Source organism: Streptomyces sp. NPDC094448 (assembly GCF_044763775.1).
Taxonomy (GTDB): Bacteria; Actinomycetota; Actinomycetes; order Streptomycetales; family Streptomycetaceae; genus Streptomyces.
In genome coordinates this window covers 386,165-404,448 of record NZ_JBIWGU010000004.1, presented here as the reverse complement: position 1 = coordinate 404,448, position 18,284 = coordinate 386,165, and the positions used below count along the sequence as shown (strand labels likewise).

Sequence of the window (18,284 nt, the reverse complement as noted above, 5' to 3'; positions counted from 1 at the left end):
GGAGTAATCGTTTGACGGTGGGGTGGGCCGATCGGAGACTTCCCGCTATGTCACATGATCACCACAGCGGCGCCGTGCTGAGCGTCGGAGACCGGGACGCCGAGCTGAGCAAGAGCCTCTCGGACGGGCTCGACGAGGTCAACTTCCCGGCGACCGGGACCACCTCGGCCGATCAGACCAGCCTGTCCGTGAAGGCCGTGGACGGCGAGGGCCGGCTGATCGGCGGACTGACCGGCTGGACCTGGGGCGGCCTGCTCGGGATCGACATGCTGTGGATCCGCGAGGACAGCCGCCGCGGCGGCTGGGGCGGGAAGCTGCTGCTGGCCGCCGAGGAGGAGGCCCGGCGACGCGGCTGCGACCGGGCCTGCGTCTCCTCGTTCACCTTCCAGGCTCCGGGCTTCTACGAGCGGCACGGCTACCGGGAGACGGGCCGCACGCTCGGCATTCCCGGCGGGGCCGAGGACGTCCATCTGTTCAAGGAGTTCGGCCCGGCCGCCGACGAGGGGCGGTAGGACCGGCGGTGCGGGGCGGATGAGGTCCGGGGTGCGGAAAGCCCCCGGCCCGGACCGCAGGCCGGTTTCACGGGGCCGTCCGGGATCCGGGCGCGGGGGGAGCTTGCGGTGGACCCGGGCCGCCCGGGGGGCAGGGGGCGTGCCGTCGAGGGTCAGTCGTGGTGGTGGGTGGAGGTGGTGTCCGCCGGGGGCTCCTCCCGGCCGCCGTCGCGGCCGGTGACGACGATCGCGACCAGGGCCACGAGGACCGCCGCGGCGACCGCCCGGCCCGCCGCGCGCGCCGTCCACGGCAGCCTGCCGCCGCCGGGCGTCGCCGCGAGCGCGGGGAGCCGCTCGGAGCGGCGGGCCGGGGACAGCAGCCGGGCCAGGAAGAGCGCGGCGATCGGGAGCTGGAGCAGCCAGACGGAGGTGCGGAACCAGCCGTCGTACCAGACGTTCGTGCCGTACAGCAGGGTGTGCCAGACGCTCAGGACGTAGACGACGAGGACGAAACGGTGCAGGACCCGCCAGGTCTTCGGGCCGATGCGGTGGCGTAGGTAGAAGAGCAGGCCGAGCGGGATCGCGAGATAGAGCGCGGCCTGGCCGACGGGGATCGCGATCCGGCCGGTGCCGGAACCGTAGCCGCCGGGGACGAACGTCTCGACGAGGGCGGTCCGGACCGGCACGTACCAGGCGTCGGCGGCGTCGTTGTCGTCGTGCCGGATCAGCTCCGCAGCGAAGAGCAGGGCGTGGGCGGCGATCAGCGCGATGGTGTTGAGGCTGGTGGTGCGGTGGAGGCGTTCCAGCCGGGGGCCGGAGAGGGGCAGCCGGGCGGGCCGGGGGCCGGACAGCAGCAGCCCGAGGACGACGGTGATCCACGCCCACAGCAGCGCGGACCAGCCGAAGGCCTGGCTGAGGAAGTAGAGCAGGAAGGCGTCGGGGTCGTCGGCCATAAACGGCATGACGGTGGCCGTCGACGAGGCCCGGGAGTTGATCCGGGCCCAGATCAGGGCGGAGAGGGCGGCGGTGACGGCGAGGGCCGCGAGCCCGTCGGGCCAACTGGCCCGGAGGTCGGAGCGGAGGGTCACCCGGCCGGCTCCGCCCGGTCCGGTCCGGGGGCCCGGCACGGGGGCGCCCTCGGCGGGGAGTGCACTCCCGGCGGCGCGGGCATCCCCGGGCGCGTTTCCCGCCGCGGCCCCCCGCCCGCGGGTGCGCTCCCGCCCGGGACCGGTCGGGGGCGCGTTCTCGGCGTCGGGAGCGGTGCGCTCCGGCGGGGGCTGCATCGGATCCGCTCCTTGGCTCAAAAGGGTGCTCGTCCACCTAGTGGTCGTCCCGACGAGTGTTCGAGTTCCCGACCCCCTCCTATGATGTATGTCACAGATTCGCCGGTCGCGTGAAAGCCCTCCCCGCAGCGATATCACCGTGGTGCCGACACTCCCGAAGCCTCACGCCGCGCTGGCACCATGAGCCGCATGAGAGCCGGATCGGGACTCCGCCTCGCGCACACCGCGGTACTCGTCGCGGTGTGCGTCGCGGTGTCCGGAACCGGACACGCCCTGGCCTCGGGCACCTCACTGCCCCCTGTCGCCTATGGCGTCGCCGTCCCCCCGGTCTGCTTACTGGGCTGGCGGCTGACCCGAAAGGAACGTTCCGCCGGGGTCGTCGTCTCCGTCGGTGCGGCGGTCCAAGCCCTGCTGCACCTGCTCTTCGGGGCCGTACCGCACGGCGCCGGATCCGGCGGAGCGCATCACGCGACCGGGCACACCGCTCCGTACGGTACGGCCGGTCAACTGCCGCTCCCGGCTCCCGGTTCCGCCTCCGGGCCGCTGTCCGGTCCGCCGCCCGACAGCGCGTCCGCCATGACGTCCGCGCTCTCCGCGGTCTCCTCGCCCTCCTCGGTCTCCGAATTCGCCTCCGCCTCCGCCTCCGGGCTCACCTCCGGGTGGACGGCCGCGTTCACCTCGGTCCCGACCGCCGGGATGACCGCCGCGCACCTCGCCGCCGGAGCCGTCTGCGGCTGGTGGCTCTGGCACGGCCAACGCGCCCTCACCCGGATCGCTCTGGCACTCCACCTCTTTCTGCGCGGGCGGCTGCGCCTCGCCCGTGCGGCGCTCTGCTGCGCGTACGCCGTACTGCCGCCGGAGGGTGTCCGCCCGCCCCGGCCCCGCCCGCAGCGGGTACGCCTCCCCGAATCCCTGCTCCTGCTGCGGGCGGTCACCCGCCGCGGGCCCCCGCTCCTCCCGTCCTGACTCCCCCTTTCCCCCTCCCCCACCTCCCCGGGGACAGCTCGGACGCGAAGGACTTTTTGTCATGCTCTACTCACCTGTTGACATCCGTGCCGCGCGGGACCGCAGCTCCGGCCGCCGGGACGCCCAGATCACCGACTGGGCCCTGGCCGCGGGCTCCGGCGACCGCCGGGCCACGGAGTTGTTCGTGGAGGCGACGTACGAGGATGTACGACGCTTCGTCAGCCGTCTGACGTACGGCGGCAGCTCCCTCGACACGCCCGGCGGCGCCGACGATCTGGCGCAGGAGACCTACGCCCGCGCCCTGACCAGCCTCAGCGGATTCGCCGGACGCAGTTCGGCGCGGACCTGGCTGCTGACGATCGCCCGCCGGGTGGTCGTCGACGGGATCCGCCGGGCCGCGGCCCGGCCCCGGATCGCCGATACCGCCGACGACTGGCTGGGCGCGGCCGAACACGCCCAGCAGCTCCGGCAGACGTCCGGCTTCGAGGAGTCCGTGGCGTTCCGGGACGCGCTGTGCGCACTGGAGCCGGGGCGCCGTCAGGCGTTCGTACTGACCCGGCTCCTCGGCCTTTCGTACGCGGAGGCCGCCGACCTGCTGGGCTGCCCGGTGGGGACCATAAGGTCCCGGGTGGCCAGGGCGAGACGCGAACTGGCCGGAGTCTGGCTGAATCAGCTCCCCGAACCGGAAGGGGAGGCGGGAGTGGGAGGCGCAGCGGGAGGGAGAGGGGAGCCAGGGGCCGGTTCCGGAGCCGGAGCCGGGGCGGGTGTCGGGGCCGGTTCCGGACCTCGGGCCGGTGCCGGGGCCGGGGCGGGTGTCGGGGCAGAAGCCGGGGCCGTGCTTCTCGCGGCCGCCTGATCCCTGCGGGTCCGGCCCACCGCCCACCCCGCCACCGGCAGCAGCAGGCTCTGGGCGGCCACCGCCAGCCAGAACAGGCCGGTGTCACCCGCCTGTTCGGCGGCCCCGTACAGCGGGCCGCCGAACAGGGCCGCCGCCGCCGCGCCGAAGCCCGCCGCCAGCCGCTGCCGGCCGAAGACGGTCGCGGCGGGGGCGGCCGACCTGGCGAGCGCCTCCAGTTCGTTGCGGAGGAACAGCACGGCCTCGGCCCAGCACATCAGCGCGGCCCCCGCGGCGATCCCCACCGGCCCGCCGGTCGCCAGCCCGGCCGTGCCCAGTGCCATCGCGCCGAAGCCGAGCCGCAGCGCCCGCCCGTACGGCAGCTCCGCCGTCCACCGGGCCAGCAGCGGCTGGAGCACGGCGAGCAGCAGCGCGTACGCCATCAGCAGGAAGCCGTAGGAGGCGGCGGACATCCGCGGGATCGCGTACAGCGCCAGATAGTGCTGGAAGTACATGAAGACGTAGACGGAGAGGAGGGCGTACGCGAAGGGGGCACGCTCCGCGGGCGCGAAGGGCTCCCGCGGCGGGCGGCCCCGCGCCCCGGTCTCCGGGCCCGTCCCGCCGGCCCGGCCCTCGTCCCGTACCGGCGGCAGCAGCGCGTGCGCCCCGCACACCGCCGCGAACAGCAGCGCGACCGCACCGAACAGCGCCGTCGGCTCGCTGAGGACGAACGGCGCCGCCGCCACCGGCCCCAGCGCGATGCCCGTGGTGAACGCCGAGCCGCTGAGCGCCAGCAGCCTCGGCCGCTCCGCCTCCGGCCGGCCCGCGACCAGATACGCCTTGTTGGCGGGGAGGTACAGCGCCGCACCGGACGCCACCAGCAGCAGCGCCACCACCGCGAGCACCGGTCCGCCGCCGCCCGGGGCGAAACAGGCGAAGCCGGCCGTACGGACCGTCAGCGCGGTCAGCATCGTGGCCCGCAGTCCGATCCGGCGGGCCAGCGCGGCACCGAACACTCCCCCGCCGAACTGGATGAGGGAGGCGGCCGCCAGTACCGCGCCGACCGCGCCGAGCCCCAGCCCCCACCGCTGGTGGAGGAGGACGGACAGATACGGCAGGACGGCGAAGCTGCCGACCGTGATCAGGAACGAAGCGCCCAGGAGGAGCAACTGGTGGCGGGTGAGCGGCGCCCCCCGGTGCCCTGCCCCGCCTCCCCGCCCGCCGGGCCGTCCGGGCCTCACGGCGGCGGACCGGTGCGGTCCGCCGGAGGCCCGTCCGGTCCGCCGGAGGCCCGGGGCTCAGCCATCCGCCATCAGCGGCCGTACGGTCGTCGCCGCGCACCACGCCCGGTGCTGCGCCAGTTCGGCCGTGGGCGCCTCCGCGAGCACCATGCCGGTGCAGCCGCGCTGGTCCCCGAGGTCCGTGACGGTGTCCCCCGGGGCGCGTACGGGATACCACTCCACCGTGCCGGGGAACGCGGCGAGCCCGTCGAGCCCCTGCCATCCGGTCAGGGTCCCGGGCCGGTCCGGGTAGACGAGGACGAACGCGACGGCGGGCCCCTCGAAGGGGGCCGCCAGGGGGCCGTCCATCAGGGTGGGCCGCTGCCCGAGGGTGGTTTGGACCAGCGCGTCGTAGACGTCCGCGCCCAGGGCCCGGCAGAGCGCCTCGCCGATCAGCGCGCCGCCGATCCGCCGGTTGATCTCGACGACTTCGGGGCCGTGGGCGGTGTGGACGTATTCGACATGGGCGAAGCCCCGGTCGTGTCCGGCGGCGGCGAGGACGTCGGCGACCCAGCGGGCGACGGTCTCGCGTTCGCCGGGCGGCAGGGCGACCGGGAAGGCCGCACCCTCCTCCCGTACGGCGGGTGATCGCGAGGTCAGCCTGCTGGCGACGCCCAGCAGCCGGGTCTCCCCCTTCCAGCTCAGGGTCTCCGCGCTGTACAGCGGCCCGGCGAGGAACGGCTCGGCGAACAGCCGTCCCTTCAGGCCCGCCCGGCCCGACGCCGCCTCGGCGAGCGCGGCCCGCAGCCCGCTCTCGTCGTGGACGATCCACACCGCCCGCGACGAGGTACCCGCCGAGTCCTTCAGTACGGCGGGCAGTTCGACGGCGTCGAGGTCCCCGGTGGCGGTGCCCCGGCTGAGTCCGGCCGCGTACAGCCGCTGCCGGACGAGGGCCTTGTCGCGCAGGACGCGTACGGCCGCCGGATCGGGTCCCGGCAGCCCCAGCTCGGCGGCGAGATCGGCGGCCGGGACGCTCCAGGTGTCGGTGGTGTTGACCAGCCCGGCGAGATCGGGGAGGGCGGCGAGGGCACGGCGTACGGCGGCCTGGTCGGTGGTGTCGGTGTCGACGATGTCGAGGATGCCGTCGGGCATGGCCGCCAGTTCGTGGCGGTAGACCGTGCGGTCGGAGGTGAGGAGGACGAGCCGGTGTCCGGCGACGGCGGCGGCGAGCGCGAGGCGTTCGAGTCCGAAGGAGAGGGCTTCGAGGGCGGCGATGGTCATCGGGGGCCTCCGGAGGTCACGGGGTCCGTACGGGCCGGCGGGTCGGTACAGGCCGGCCGGTCGGTACAGGCCGGCTCGGTACGGGTCGCCGGGTCCACACGGTCCGCCGGGTCCGTACGGGCCACATGGTCCGCGGGTTGCGTACGGGTCGCCGGGTCCGCCGGGTCCGTACGGGCCACCGCGCCCGGTGGGGCGGCGCGGCCCGCCCACTCCATGACCGTCCACGGGGGCCGCAGTTCACCGAGGCCGGTGATCCGTCGCGGGCGCAGGGCGGCGGGATCGAGGGCCTCGGTGTGGCGGGCGAAGACGCGTTCGGTGTAGCGGTGGCCGGTGTCGGCGCCCAGCACCAGGTAGGTGCCGGGGGCCGGGGCGTCCGGGCCCCGGTCCCGGCGGCCCCCGGCAGCCTCCCAGCGGGCGGCGAGATACGCGGCCCCCGTCGAGAGCCCCGCGAAGACGGCGTGGCGGCGCAGGAGTTCCACCGTGCCCGCCATGGCGTGCCGGAAGTCCAGCCAGTGCAGGGTGTCGTACAGCTCGTGCCGGACGTTCCCGAACGGGATCGAGCTGCCGATTCCGGCGATGATGGCCTCCGGGTCGCTGAAGCCCTCGCTGCCGAACGTGACGCTGCCGAAGGGCTGGACACCGACCAGCCGCACACGGCGGCCGCTTTCGCGCAGGGCCGCCGTCAGCCCGCCGGTGGACGCGCCGGTGCCGACCGCGCCGACGACGGTGAGCGGTCCGGGCGGCAGCGCGGCGGCGACGAGCCCGGCGAACTCGCGGTAGCCCGCGTGGTGGACCCGGTCGTGGTACTGCCGCATCCAGTGGACGTCCGGCCGCCCGGCGAGGAGCGCGCGGACGCGGCGGACCCGCCGCTCCTGGTCCAGGCGGAGGCTGTGCGACGGGGGCATCTGGTCCACGGTCGCGCCCAGGACGTCGAGCTGCGCGCGGAGGGTGGCGTCGACCGTGGTGGAGGCGACGATATGGCAGCGGATCCCATAGCGGTGGCAGGCGAGGGCGAGAGCCAGCGCGTAGATACCGCTGGAGCTGTCGACGACGGTGTGGCCGGGTCCGATCCGGCCGGACTCCAGCAGGGTGCGTACGGCGCCGAGGGCGGCGTACACCTTCATCGTCTCGAAACGGGCGAGGACGGTGGTGGGGGTGAGCCGGACGAAGGCGGGGTCCTTGAGGGCGTCGGTGATGTGCTCGTGGACGACGGCGGGGGCCTGCTCGGGGCAGTGGGGGACGGGAACGGGCATGGTGTGGGGTCCTCCGGTGGGGGCGAAGGGGGGCGCGGGCCGGACCGGGGTGGGGGACCGGGTGGGGATCGGTCGCGTCCCGTCGCCCGAGTAGTCGTATCGCAAGCCGGGCGAGTTCCCGGGGAGCCGCGGGAAGTTTCGGGCGGGAGCGGACCGCGGCCGGGGGGTGCCGAGGCCGCGCCCGGGGCCTCGACCCACCCTGTCCGCCCGGCCGTACCCGCCGCCGAACCGCCCCCGCCCCGTCGCTCGACCGCCGCCCGGACCGTCCGGCGCCCGGCCCCACGGCACGGACCGTGCGACACCCTGCCTGCCCCGCCGCCCCGTCCTACCCGCCCCTGCCTCCGCCCCGTCGCTCGACCGCCGCCCGGACCGCGCCACACCCTGCCCCGCCCAGCCCCGTCGCTCAACCGCCGTCCCGGCCGGGTCCCCGTACCCCGCGGCGCTCGGGGTGGACGCGGGCCGCGTCGGCCGCCGCGCGGCCCTCGGTCCACCCGGCCTCGTCGCCGACGCCGCGGACCCGGGTGGCCGTCGTCCGCGGGAACAGTTCGTCGGTACGGGCGCCGACGGCGACCTCGCGGGTCGCGAGCACCGGCAGCAGGCCCGCGGGGGCCGACCCCGACACCGTTTCGGCCGCCGCGGTCAGCCGCTCCCCGACCCGGGACGCGTACGCCATCAGGAACGACTGCCGGAACGTCTTCGTCCGCTTCCGGCCGCCGGCCCGCTGCGACGCCTCGGCACGGGTCATCGCGGCGGTGCCCTGGACCAGCAGCGAGGTGTACAGCAGCTCGACGGCGTCGAGGTCGGGGGCGTAACCGACGACCGTCGAGAAATCGAAGGCGCTGTTCCAGACGGCGCGGCAGCGGTTCGCCCCGGCGACGGCGTCGAGCAGGATCGCCTTGGCGGTCTCGTACGGCGGCTCGACGCCGATCCGGCAGGCGCCGGGGACCGTCCGCCCGTCGCCGCCCGCGTCCAGCGCCGCCGCGTCGATGCTGTGCCGGGCGGCCAGCTCCTGGGCCTTGGCGGACAGCGCCTCGGCCTCCTCCGGATAGTCGGTGGCCTCGGCCTTGGCGAGCAGCGCCCGTATCCGCGTGAGTGCCTTCGGTTCGTGTACGGAGGGCGGCGCGGTTGCGGGGGACTCCCCCGGCACCGGGCCGACCGGTTCGATGGCGGGCAGCCGCAGCAGCAGCCGGTACAGCTCCAGCGCGGCGGTGGCGTACGAGAAGCGGTCGGTGGGCTGCCACGGCGGTACGGAGTCGGGGCCGAGGGCCGCGAGCTGCCCCGCCCAGCGCGCCGGAAGGGTCGCCTCCGGGTAGCGGCGGGATTCGGTGCGGATCAGCTCGGCCGCGATCCGTACCTGGGGGTCACCCAGCTCGCGGCGGACGATCCGGACGACGTCGGCGGGCTGCCAGCCACGCTCCCAGGCCCGGCGGACGAACTCCTCGCCCCGCCGGGCCAGCTCGGCGGCGGCGCCGGGGTCGGCGGCGACGAGGGAGGCCGCGGTGTCGAGCGCGGTCTCGACGGACCGGTCCCGGGCCCCGGAGTCCTGGGCGTACAGCGCGGTCGCCAGGGCCCGCTCGACGGTGGCCTGCGGTGTGGGGGCGGTGCTCATCCCTCCATGATGCGGGGCGCGGCCGGGTGCACCGGACGTACGTCGGCCCGGCGCTCACCTCGGGGCACGCGGCCGGTGGGTCACGGTGTGCGGAGGGTCTCCTTGATCCGTTCGTACTCGGGCAGCAGCGCGTCGTGGTCGGTGTCGTCCTGGGCGCCGACCTCGATGACGATGATCCCGTCGGGGGTGACGACCGCCAGATGGCGCTCCTTCTCGGTCTCCTCCCAGAAGTCGTCGTAACCCTCGTAGCTCACCTCGACGGCCTGCTGGGAGCCCGCCTTCACCTCGCGGTATTTGACCTTGGCGAGCTTCTCCAGACCGCTGTCCGCAACGAAGTCGTCCAGGGCGTCGCGGGCCGAGGCGGTGTTCGGGGTTTGGTTCGCGAAGCCGTTTGCGACGGGTTCCCAGAAGCGGATGAAACCCGTGTTGCCGGAGGGGCGGGCGTCGAGTTCGCAGAGGATAGCGGCCTCGCCCTGCATACCGAAGGCCTCGGCCAACTCGTTCCCCTTGGCGACCTTCACCGGGGTGGCCTTCCAGTCGGCGGCGACGTCGAAGGCGAAGGGGAGGGCGCAGATTCCGCCCTTGCCCCCGATCTGCCTGACCTTCACGGCCGGGTCGGGCCGGGGGGCAGCGGCCGGGTCCGACGCGGTGGCCGACGCGGTGGCGGGCTTGCCGGCCGTCTTCCGGTCCGGCTCACCGTCCGCGCCGCCCCCTCCACCGCAGCCGGTCGCCAGCACACCGAGCAGTGCCGCACCCGCGGCGAACCCCGTCCGCCGCGCTCTCCCGCACCCGCGACGTCTCCCGCGCCTTGCGGTGGAACCACCCATGAAGCCCCCTGTGCCTTGCCGCGGCGCACCTCGTGGCGCCGCTGGAACGGGCTGATCCTAAGGGGTCGCCGCGATCGCACCCGTATGAATAAAAGAGCAGGTCACAGCCGCGCAACGGAATCGCCGACCGGACCGGTGACCCGGCCGGCGACCGGGTCGCTGTCGGACCCTCCTGACAGACTTCCCGTTATGGCGGAACGGTGGGCGATCGCGGCGGCGGAGGAGGGCGACGGGGCACGGCTCGTCCCCCTCCGCCCCGACGGGCTGCCCGCCGGGCCGGTGGTCGAGGAGCCGGATCTCGTCGCGGCGGTCCGGTCTCGGCCCGAGGCCGGCCGCTGGGTGTGGCGGTCCACGTTCGACGTCTACCCCCGGCTGCTGGCGGCCGGGGTCCCGGTGGAGCGGTGTTACGACATCGAGGACGCCGAACTGCTGCTCCTCGGGCACGAGGGCCGGTTCGGGGAGCCCCGGTCGGCCGCGGCCGCGCTGGCCCGGCTGCGGCGGCAGCCCGTGCCGCCCGATCCGCCGCAGCGTGCGGCCGAGCCGGGTGCCCAGTCGTCGCTGTTCGAGCCGCGGCCGGTGCCGGTGTCGCTGGAGTCCCTGCTGGAGGTGTACGCGGAGCAGCAGCGCCGCCATGACGCGGCCGTACACCCGGGCCGGATGCGGCTGCTGACGGCCGCCGAATCGGCGGGGATGCTGGTCGCGTCGGAGATGAACCGGGCGGGGCTGCCGTGGCGGGCCGATGTGCACCGGCGGCTGCTCCAGGAGCTGCTCGGCGAGCGGTACGCGGGCGGCGGGGAGCCGCGGCGGCTGGCGCAGCTCGCGGACGAGGTGTCGGCGGCGTTCGGGCGCCGGGTGCGGCCGGATCTGCCGGCGGATGTGATCAAGGCGTTCGCGGAGGCGGGTGTCAGGCTGCGGTCGACCCGGCGCTGGGAGCTGGAGGAGATCGGCCACCCGGCGGTGAAGCCGCTCGTCGAGTACAAGAAGCTGTACCGGATCTGGGTGGCGCACGGCTGGGGGTGGCTGGCGGACTGGGTGCGGGACGGCCGGTTCCGGCCCGGCTATCTGCCCGGTGGCTCGGTCTCCGGGCGGTGGACGACGAACGGCGGGGGCGCGCTCCAGATCCCCCGGGTCATCCGGCGGGCGGTGGTCGCGGACGAGGGCTGGCGGCTGGTGGTCGCCGACGCGGACCAGATGGAGCCGAGGGTGCTGGCGGCGGTCTCCCGCGATCCCGGTCTGATGGAGGTCGCGGGCCATGACGGCGATCTGTACTCCCTGCTGTCGACGCGCGCGTTCGCGGGCGACCGGGAGCACGCCAAGCTGGCGCTGCTGGGCGCGGTCTACGGGCAGACGTCGGGCGACGGCCTGAAGAACCTCGCGGCGCTGCGGCGCCGCTTCCCGGCCGCGGTCGCGTATGTGGACGACGCGGCCCGTGCGGGCGAGGAGGGCCGGCTGGTCCGGACGTACCTCGGCCGTACGTGTCCCCCGGTCTCGGGCGCCGCGGACGCGGAGGAGGCGGGGCTGCCGCAGGACGACGCGGGCGGCACCCCGGGCTCCGGCGGCTCCGACGCCCGCGCCCGCGGCCGTTTCACCCGTAATTTCGTGGTCCAGGGCGCCGCCGCGGACTGGGCCCTGCTGATGCTCGCCGCCCTGCGCCGGGCGACCGCCGGGCTCCGCGCCGAGCTGGTGTTCTTCGTGCACGACGAGGTCGTGGTGCACTGCCCGGCGGAGGAGGCCGAGGCGGTGGCGGAGGCGATCCGGGAGGCGGGCGCGCTGGCGGGCCGGATCGCCTTCGGCGACACCCCGGTCCGCTTTCCGTTCACAACGGCGGCGGTGGAGTGCTACGCGGACGCGAAATGACACCGCGGGCCGGGGGCGCTCAGACGGTGGCGTTGCGGACTGTGTCCCTCGCGTCCTTCACGTCTCTCACGTCCCTCGCGTGCTTCGCGTCTCTCGCGCCCGGGTCGCCGCGGAACGTCCGGCGGTAGGCGTTCGGGGTCGTGTCGAGCGTGCGCAGGAAGTGGTGGCGGAGCGCGGCCGCGTTGCCGAAACCGCAGTGGTCGGCGATGACGTCCATCGTCTCGTCGGTCGACTCCAGCAACTCCTGCGCCTTGAGGACGCGTTGCCGCAGCAGCCAGCGGTACGGGGTGGTGCCCGTCTCCTGGAGGAAGCGGCGGGCGAAGGTCCGCGCGGACATATGGGCGCGTTCGGCGAGCTGGTCGACCGTGATGTCGTCCCGGAGATGGCGCTCCATCCAGTCGAGGGTCCCGGCCACGGTGTCGCAGCGGCTGCGCGGCAGGGGGTGCGTGATGTACTGCGCCTGCCCGCCGTCGCGGTGGGGCGGGACGACCATGCGGCGCGAGATGTAGTTGGCGACTTCCGGGCCGTGCTCCTGGCGCAGAATGTGCAGGCAGGCGTCGATGGCCGCGGCCGTACCCGCGGAGGTGACGACCGGTCCGGCGTCCACGTACAGCACATCGGGGTCGATCACGGCCCGCGGAAAGCGCCGTGCCAGCGCGGCGCTGTACCGCCAGTGGGTCGTGCACCGCCGGTCGTCGAGGAGACCGGCCGCCCCCAGGACGAAGGCGCCGGAACATACGCTCAGCACCCGCGCACCCCGGTCGACGGCGCGCCGCAGCGCGGCGAGGAGTTCTTCGGGATAGCCGCGGGTGGGATAGGAGCCGCCGGTCGGGACGGCGATCAGATCGGCCTCTTCCAGGCGCTCCAGACCGTGCGGGGTGGTGATGGTGAACCCCGCGTGGGTGGAGAGCGTGGGGCCTTCGGCGGAGACGACGGCGAAATCGTAGACGGGCATGCCGTCGTCGCTGCGGTCGAGGCCGAACACCTCACAGAGCACCCCGAGTTCAAAGGGGTGGACCGTGTCGAGCAGTGGTACCGCCACATTGCTCAGCATGCTCGCCAGTGTGCCACGGGCACCTCGGCGGAGTGGCAGTAAATCGAAGATTCATGACAGTTCTGCCACTGCTGTCGAGCGGCGCGCACGGGGACAGTAGAGGACATGAACACACTCTGGAGCTACCTCTTCGTGGCCGCGCTGACCGGCCTTGTCACCCTCCCGTCCCTGCTCGGAGCGGCTCGCGACCGGGCGATCGACCGCCAGTTGCGGGAGGCGGCGGCCCGCGCGGAGCCCGTACCGAACGACCGACCGACCCCCCGCTCCACGGCCCCGTCCGAACGGGCCCCGATCCCGTACACGACAGCCGCGTGACCCCGGCCGCCGACGGCCGCGGGGCAACGGAACCGGCCCTGCCGTATGCCCCTGCCGACCCGGGTCACTCGTCGCGGTCGTGCATGTACTCCGCGAAGGGCACCGCGTGTTCCCAGGCGATGCGCTGCCACTCGCGGTAGGGCGCGGGATCGCCCTCGTGCACCTCACGGTTGATCTGGGTACCGTCCGCCCTGAAGTGGAGATGGACGATCCGGGCCCGGTCGAACATCCACCAGTCCCGCCCGCCGGAGAGCGGAAGACCGTAGTCGTACGAGGTCACGTCCAGGACGCGGATGTCCTCACCGGCGGCGATATTGCCGGGGATTCCCCAGGCGAACTGGTACCGCTGATAGTCGGTGAGCGGCTGCCTGACGATGCGAACCCGGCCGATGGTCCGCCCGGACCGCGCATAGGAATGCACCCGCTCGTGCCACCGGGCGTTGTGCTCTGCGGGTTTCGCCTCACCCCGGAGGAATCGGGCGACGTTCTCCTGCTCCCTGGGCATCGTGCAGACGGGCTGCGCCTCGAAACGCCATGCCTCTTGCCCGAAGGCATCGAAGAACCGGCGCCAGTCCTCACCGTCCAAGCGCATCTGAGCCGTCCTCGGGAAGTCGTCGGCCATGCCGGGAGCGACGGTAGGGCGAGCCTGCGGCTGTGTCCACGGCGGGCGCCCGGTTTCCACACTCCCGGGCGGTCGACCACGGACGGCGCCGGTGGCTGATGGTGTGACCGGAAGGTTCACCGGCCCACGACGTCCGGCACAACGCTAGGCCCTGTCTAGCCGTTCGCCGGGCGGGCGCCGTGGGCCAGGGCCAGGGCCGTGAGGCGGGCCGCCGTGGTGGTGTCGAGAGCCGTGATCGCGTCGCCCGCGTCGTGCGTGGAGAGCGCGAAGCCGATCGTGCCGTAGAGGATGGTCACCTCCGCATGGTGGTTCGCCTCGTCCTCGGCGGCGGCCACGGCCGCGTAGAGGGCCGGGACATCGGCGCGGTCCAGCTTGAAAGCGGCCGTGAGCCTGCCGCCGTCGGCGGTCCAGTCGGGGAGCGCGGTCAGGGCCTCGTCGAGTTGGGCGGCGGTCAGCGGGGTGGCGGCCATGGGAGGTCTCCTCGGGTCCATGCGGTACGAGTGGTCCATGCGGTACATGCGGTGATCGCGGCGGCCGGCTTCGCGGCCTGTCGGGACGCCGCCGATGGTCCGTGCGCCACCCGCCGACGTCCCCGACGGAGCGTATCCACTGCCCGGCCGCCGGAGGCGGACCCCGGCGCGGCACGGTCCCGGCGGAAGGCCGTCCGGCCGCGGCTACGAGGTGCGGTAGTACGTACGGGCTCCCGCAGGTCCGGCAGGCCGCCCCCGCCCCGTCAAGGCCCTAACCCTCGCCGCCGATCGACAGGACGTCTCCGACCGGGCGGCGCCGCGTGGCCGGGCCCGCCGGGCCGTAACCCAGCCGGATGACCATATGGACATGGCCCATCGCCGACGCCGGGTCCCGGATCGCCCACCGCAGGTCGCTCCACTCCAGCGCCTGCGAGGCGACGGAGGTGGCCAGCCCGTCCAGGGTGGCTTCGAGGAGCACGCGCTCCATCGCCTGGCCCGCCCGCAGCCAGTCGGCCGGGTGGTCGCGGACCGTGCCGAGGAGCGCGAGCTGCGGGGATTCCTCGAAGACCGCGGACTCCCGGACGAAATCGGGGTCGGGAAGCAGCGGGGCCCCCGGGGCCGTAGCGGATTCGCCCGCCCCCGGCTCCGGCCCGAAATCGCGGACCGGCGCCCCGCCGCCCCGTGACCTGGGCCCGAACGCGTACCGCGGAATGCCGTCGTCCCTTCCCGCGGCCTCCGGCGGGTCACCGGCCCAGCGGGCGATCTCCGCCCGGTGGCCCGCGTCCTCCTGCTCCCGGACGAGCGCCTCGCTGCTCAGGTCGAGGACGGTCCGCCGGTGGAAGGTGTCGGGGAAGGCGAGGTGCGCGCCTTCGAGGAGGGCCGCCCGGCTCAGCACGTCGAGCAGGGACTCCTCGATGCGCTCCGCCCCGAAGGGCGCGCGGCTGGTGTGGCGGCGGTGCAGCGCGGGATACAGCTCGGCGAGTTCCTCGTACGACTCCGGACGCCTCGGCAGCAGCGTGATCTCGGCCAGCAGATCCGGATCGGCGGGGTCGGGCAGCAGTCCGACCACCGGATCCCACCCCGCGTGGACCGCCGCGACCCGCAGATTGAGTACGGCGGCGGCGCAGCTGATGTGCAGCGCCCGCCGGTCGGGGTCGGCCAGCGGCAGCTCCCGCGCACGGTCGGCGCGGATCCGGAACCTGCGGTCACCGGGGTCGTAGTGGAAGAACCACGGCTGGGCGTTGTGGAGGGAGGGGGCCAGGGTCGCGTCCTCGACCAGGGACGCGATCAGCGTCTCGTCGAGGGGGGCCGCCTCGGGGGGTGCCACGGGTGTGGGGGCCACGGCGTTCCGCTTCCTGCTGGGGGGCGCCCGCCCCGGGGCCTCACCGGGCCCCGCCGCGGGCGGAGGGTGGTCCCTACCAGCGTCGCCGCCCCCTCGACCACAAAGAAAGGCCAAAAGTCCTATATGGTAAATAAACCAACAGAACCAGACTTTTTACCCCCTCTTGGGGGGCACGGCCGCCACCCGCCCGGCGACGGCGGCCGTGAGGACAGTTCCCCGGTCCCCGGGGAGACTGGGTCCACGGAACGACCTTCTCCGCGAGGAGGGGAGGTGGCCGCCGATGACGGCGGAGGACTTCGGTACGAGTACGGAGGCGGGCGCCCGCACCGGCCCGGCCGGCGGGGACCCGGTCCGCGAGGGCGTGCTCCGCCTGCTGGCCTGCCCCGATGCCGACTCCCTCCTGACCACCGCCCTGCGGATCTGCCGGACCGGCATCGGCGCGTACGGCGGCGCCGCCTTCCTCACCGACGACGACGGCTGGCTCCGGCTCACCGGCTACGAGGGCATGGACGAGGAGGCCGTCCACCGCTTCCCCGTGGTCGCCCCCGACTCCCCGCTCCCCGCCGCCGTCGCCGTACGCGAGCGCCGGATCGTCTACGGCTTCTCCGACGATCTCGCGGAGCGCTACCCGGACCTCCCCGTCCTGCGGGACGCGGTCCGCTTCGCGGTCGTACCCCTGCTGGTGGACGAAAGGGCACTGGGCGCGCTCGTCGTGCAGTACGACGGCCCACTGCCGCTGCCGCCCGCCGACGGCCGGCTGCTGACCCTGGTCGCGGAGGTGTACGCGCACCGGCTGGAGCATCTGCGGACCCGGGAGCGGGCTGAGCAGGCGGAACGGGCGGAACGGGCGGACGAGCCGGGGGTACGGGACGGGAGCACCGCACCCGGTTCCCGGGACGCCCGCCACGACGCCGACCTCCATGACTTCCGGCGCCGCAGCAAGAGCGGCCGCACCCGGCTCGACCTCGCCATGTCCAGCGGCAACATCGGCTCGTACGAATGGGACATCCCCTCCGGCACGGTCATCGCCGACGAGCGCACCATCCGCCTCTTCGGTCTCGACCCCGACCGCTTCGACTCCCTCGCCGAATCCTTCCTGCGCACCATCCACCCCGACGATGTCGAGCGGATCCGCACCGTCCTCGACGAGAGCCTCCGGACCGGCGAGCACCACGCCGCGCACCGCGTGGTCTGGCCCGACGGCTCGGTCCACTGGCTGGAGTCCAAGGGCACGGTCCAGCACACCCCGACCGGCGAACCCCGGCTGCTGATCGGTGTCATCTGGGACACCACCGCCCAGCGGGAGCGGGCGAAACGCCGCGAGAGCCGGCGGGAGTTCGTCCTGAACGTCACCAACTCCTTCGCCGCCGCGCTCACCACCCAGGACGTGCTGGACACCATGACCGAGACCGTCCTGCCCGAACTGGGCGCCAACGCGCTCGCGATCCACCTGGAGCACGAGGGCAGACTGCTGCTCGCGGGCGCGGTCGGCTATCCCCGCGAGACGCTGGACCGGCTGCGGGTGATGGGCTCCGTCGACGACAACCCGATGGCGGAGGCACTGCGCGCCGGGCACCCCCTCTTCTTCCGCAACCGCGCGGAGTACGAGGCCCGGTTCCCCGACCCCAGATTCCGGCCCGCGAAAGCCCATGGCGCCTATGTCTTCATCCCGCTGACCTCGGCGGACGGCACGGTCGGCAGCTGTCTGATCTCCTATGCGTCCCCTCGTGAGTTCGGCTCCGACGACCAGATCGTCACCGCCGCCATCGCGGGCATCCTCACCCAGTCCCTGGCCCGGGCCCGGCTCTCCGACCTCTTCCGGCGGCGGATGACCGACCTCCAGGAGCTGATGATGCCGCGCGCCCTGCCCCGGCTGCCCGGCTTCGAGATCGCCGCCCGCTACGTACCGGCGGCGGAGGGCATGCAGGTCGGCGGCGACTGGTTCGACCTGCTGCCCCGCGAGGACGGCGGCGCCTCCCTGGTCATCGGGGACGTGGAGGGCCACAGCGCCCAGGCCGCGGGTGTGATGGGGCAGTTGCGTACGGCCCTGAGGGCGCACGCCGACGACGGCTACCGCGCCGAACATCTGATGGCCCGGGGCAACCGCACCCTCTGGGGCCTGGACACCGACCGCTTCGCCACCTGCTGCATCGTCGACGTGTCACCGCGCGCGGGCCACCTCCAGATCGTCCGCGCCGGACACCCCGTCCCGCTCCAGGCCGAGCCCGACGGCACGGTCCGCGAACTGGAGGTCCCCGGCGCACTGCCACTCGGCTACTCCCCCGCCGACCGGTACCCCGTGCACCACGGGCAGCTCGAACCGGGTTCGGTGCTGGTGCTGTACACCGACGGTCTGGTGGACACCCCGGACCGGTCGTACGAGGAGGCGGTGGCAGCGGTCTCCCAACGGCTCTCCGCATGGATGACCCGCCCGCAGCACGGCGACGGCGACCGGGCGTCGGATCTGGAGGCGCTGGCGGACAGCCTGGTGTCGGACGGTCCGGCCCGGCCGGGGTACGACGATGTGGCGGTGCTGGTGGTCCGGCGGACGTCGTGGGGGTCGGGCCCGGCGAAGATGTCCCGCTGACCGGCCCGGGGGCGTCCGGCTCACCGGAGTCCCGTGCGGTTGTCGCCGGATCAGAAGCAGGTGAAGCAGCCACAGCTGCACCGGCCGCAAGTGCCGTAGCCACAGGCACAGCAGCCGCAGGTGCAACAGCCACAGATGTAGTAGCCACAGGTATATGCCCGGTGTGCATGCCCCATGGCACAGACGGGCCCGTCCCGGGGTGGAAACGGCCCTTTATCTCCGCCGGACGCACCCGGCGGAGCAGGGTGTGGGCAGGGGGGATGTATCCACTG

General features: G+C 74.2%; 15 protein-coding genes and 1 pseudogene. 6 read left to right on the top strand and 10 right to left on the bottom strand.

The window, feature by feature from the left end; genetic code table 11:
- Positions 1-47: 47 nt before the first annotated feature.
- Entirely contained in the window at positions 48-512 is a 465-nt protein-coding gene (locus ACIQ9E_RS10400; RefSeq protein WP_403704946.1) for a GNAT family N-acetyltransferase, read from the top strand.
- Positions 513-664: 152 nt separating this feature from the next.
- Here the strand turns inward: ACIQ9E_RS10400 and ACIQ9E_RS10395 are convergent, their stop codons facing one another.
- Positions 665-1,618, bottom strand: a complete 954-nt coding sequence (locus ACIQ9E_RS10395; protein ID WP_403705235.1) for a ferric reductase-like transmembrane domain-containing protein — start codon at positions 1,616-1,618, stop codon at positions 665-667.
- A 345-nt stretch (positions 1,619-1,963) separates the two neighbouring features.
- On the opposite strand from ACIQ9E_RS10395, the gene ACIQ9E_RS10390 reads away from it, so the two are divergent.
- Together ACIQ9E_RS10390 and ACIQ9E_RS10385 are read left to right on the top strand one after the other, a co-directional pair.
- Positions 1,964-2,740: a hypothetical protein gene (locus tag ACIQ9E_RS10390; RefSeq protein WP_403704944.1), complete on the top strand. Its 777-nt coding sequence runs from the start codon at positions 1,964-1,966 to the stop codon at positions 2,738-2,740.
- A gap of 61 nt (positions 2,741-2,801) precedes the next feature.
- Positions 2,802-3,332 (top strand): annotated as a pseudogene (locus tag ACIQ9E_RS10385) (sigma-70 family RNA polymerase sigma factor); the annotation flags it as partial.
- 77 nt (positions 3,333-3,409) lie between these two features.
- Here the strand turns inward: ACIQ9E_RS10385 and ACIQ9E_RS10380 are convergent.
- The 5 genes from ACIQ9E_RS10380 to ACIQ9E_RS10360 form a co-directional block, all read right to left on the bottom strand.
- Positions 3,410-4,744 carry an MFS transporter gene (locus tag ACIQ9E_RS10380; protein WP_403704941.1) on the bottom strand — a complete coding sequence of 445 codons (1,335 nt, stop codon included), beginning with the start codon at positions 4,742-4,744 and terminating at the stop codon, positions 3,410-3,412.
- A 129-nt stretch (positions 4,745-4,873) separates the two neighbouring features.
- Positions 4,874-6,076 (bottom strand): ATP-grasp domain-containing protein, encoded by a 1,203-nt coding sequence (locus ACIQ9E_RS10375; RefSeq protein WP_403704939.1) that lies wholly within the window; start codon positions 6,074-6,076, stop codon positions 4,874-4,876.
- Positions 6,073-7,329: a pyridoxal-phosphate dependent enzyme gene (locus ACIQ9E_RS10370; protein ID WP_403704936.1), complete on the bottom strand. Its 1,257-nt coding sequence runs from the start codon at positions 7,327-7,329 to the stop codon at positions 6,073-6,075. The genes ACIQ9E_RS10375 and ACIQ9E_RS10370 overlap by 4 nt, the downstream gene beginning before the upstream one ends.
- Positions 7,330-7,732: 403 nt before the next feature.
- Positions 7,733-8,938: a DUF2786 domain-containing protein gene (locus tag ACIQ9E_RS10365; protein WP_403704933.1), complete on the bottom strand. Its 1,206-nt coding sequence runs from the start codon at positions 8,936-8,938 to the stop codon at positions 7,733-7,735.
- A gap of 80 nt (positions 8,939-9,018) precedes the next feature.
- Complete coding sequence (locus ACIQ9E_RS10360) at positions 9,019-9,675, bottom strand: lipoprotein (RefSeq protein WP_403704930.1); 657 nt, start codon at positions 9,673-9,675, stop codon at positions 9,019-9,021.
- A gap of 279 nt (positions 9,676-9,954) precedes the next feature.
- Between ACIQ9E_RS10360 and ACIQ9E_RS10355 the strand changes: the two genes are divergently transcribed.
- Complete coding sequence (locus tag ACIQ9E_RS10355; protein WP_403704928.1) at positions 9,955-11,622, top strand: bifunctional 3'-5' exonuclease/DNA polymerase; 1,668 nt, start codon at positions 9,955-9,957, stop codon at positions 11,620-11,622.
- A 19-nt stretch (positions 11,623-11,641) separates the two neighbouring features.
- Here the strand turns inward: ACIQ9E_RS10355 and ACIQ9E_RS10350 are convergent, their stop codons facing one another.
- Positions 11,642-12,676, bottom strand: coding sequence for a GlxA family transcriptional regulator (locus ACIQ9E_RS10350; protein ID WP_403704925.1), 1,035 nt, complete (start codon positions 12,674-12,676; stop codon positions 11,642-11,644).
- Between the two features lie 105 nt (positions 12,677-12,781).
- On the opposite strand from ACIQ9E_RS10350, the gene ACIQ9E_RS10345 reads away from it, so the two are divergent.
- Positions 12,782-12,991 (top strand): hypothetical protein, encoded by a 210-nt coding sequence (locus ACIQ9E_RS10345; protein WP_403704922.1) that lies wholly within the window; start codon positions 12,782-12,784, stop codon positions 12,989-12,991.
- Positions 12,992-13,055: 64 nt separating this feature from the next.
- Here the strand turns inward: ACIQ9E_RS10345 and ACIQ9E_RS10340 are convergent, their stop codons facing one another.
- From ACIQ9E_RS10340 to ACIQ9E_RS10330, 3 genes are all read right to left on the bottom strand, one after another.
- Positions 13,056-13,583 (bottom strand): DUF6879 family protein, encoded by a 528-nt coding sequence (locus ACIQ9E_RS10340; protein WP_403705232.1) that lies wholly within the window; start codon positions 13,581-13,583, stop codon positions 13,056-13,058.
- A gap of 185 nt (positions 13,584-13,768) precedes the next feature.
- Positions 13,769-14,083 carry a 4a-hydroxytetrahydrobiopterin dehydratase gene (locus ACIQ9E_RS10335; protein ID WP_403704919.1) on the bottom strand — a complete coding sequence of 105 codons (315 nt, stop codon included), beginning with the start codon at positions 14,081-14,083 and terminating at the stop codon, positions 13,769-13,771.
- 271 nt (positions 14,084-14,354) lie between these two features.
- Positions 14,355-15,425: an Acg family FMN-binding oxidoreductase gene (locus tag ACIQ9E_RS10330; RefSeq protein WP_403704916.1), complete on the bottom strand. Its 1,071-nt coding sequence runs from the start codon at positions 15,423-15,425 to the stop codon at positions 14,355-14,357.
- A 280-nt stretch (positions 15,426-15,705) separates the two neighbouring features.
- On the opposite strand from ACIQ9E_RS10330, the gene ACIQ9E_RS10325 reads away from it, so the two are divergent.
- Complete coding sequence (locus ACIQ9E_RS10325; protein ID WP_403704914.1) at positions 15,706-18,012, top strand: SpoIIE family protein phosphatase; 2,307 nt, start codon at positions 15,706-15,708, stop codon at positions 18,010-18,012.
- Positions 18,013-18,284: the final 272 nt, after the last annotated feature.

Coding starts and splice junctions, on each gene's coding strand:
- ACIQ9E_RS10335 (WP_403704919.1), bottom strand. CDS start 14,083: ATGGCCGCCACCCCGCTGACCGCCGCCCAACTCGACGAGGCCCTGACC.
- ACIQ9E_RS10375 (WP_403704939.1), bottom strand. CDS start 6,076: ATGACCATCGCCGCCCTCGAAGCCCTCTCCTTCGGACTCGAACGCCTC.
- ACIQ9E_RS10370 (WP_403704936.1), bottom strand. CDS start 7,329: ATGCCCGTTCCCGTCCCCCACTGCCCCGAGCAGGCCCCCGCCGTCGTC.
- ACIQ9E_RS10350 (WP_403704925.1), bottom strand. CDS start 12,676: ATGCTGAGCAATGTGGCGGTACCACTGCTCGACACGGTCCACCCCTTT.
- ACIQ9E_RS10325 (WP_403704914.1), top strand. CDS start 15,706: ATGACGGCGGAGGACTTCGGTACGAGTACGGAGGCGGGCGCCCGCACC.
- ACIQ9E_RS10340 (WP_403705232.1), bottom strand. CDS start 13,583: ATGCGCTTGGACGGTGAGGACTGGCGCCGGTTCTTCGATGCCTTCGGG.
- ACIQ9E_RS10345 (WP_403704922.1), top strand. CDS start 12,782: ATGAACACACTCTGGAGCTACCTCTTCGTGGCCGCGCTGACCGGCCTT.
- ACIQ9E_RS10400 (WP_403704946.1), top strand. CDS start 48: ATGTCACATGATCACCACAGCGGCGCCGTGCTGAGCGTCGGAGACCGG.
- ACIQ9E_RS10355 (WP_403704928.1), top strand. CDS start 9,955: ATGGCGGAACGGTGGGCGATCGCGGCGGCGGAGGAGGGCGACGGGGCA.
- ACIQ9E_RS10365 (WP_403704933.1), bottom strand. CDS start 8,938: ATGAGCACCGCCCCCACACCGCAGGCCACCGTCGAGCGGGCCCTGGCG.
- ACIQ9E_RS10390 (WP_403704944.1), top strand. CDS start 1,964: ATGAGAGCCGGATCGGGACTCCGCCTCGCGCACACCGCGGTACTCGTC.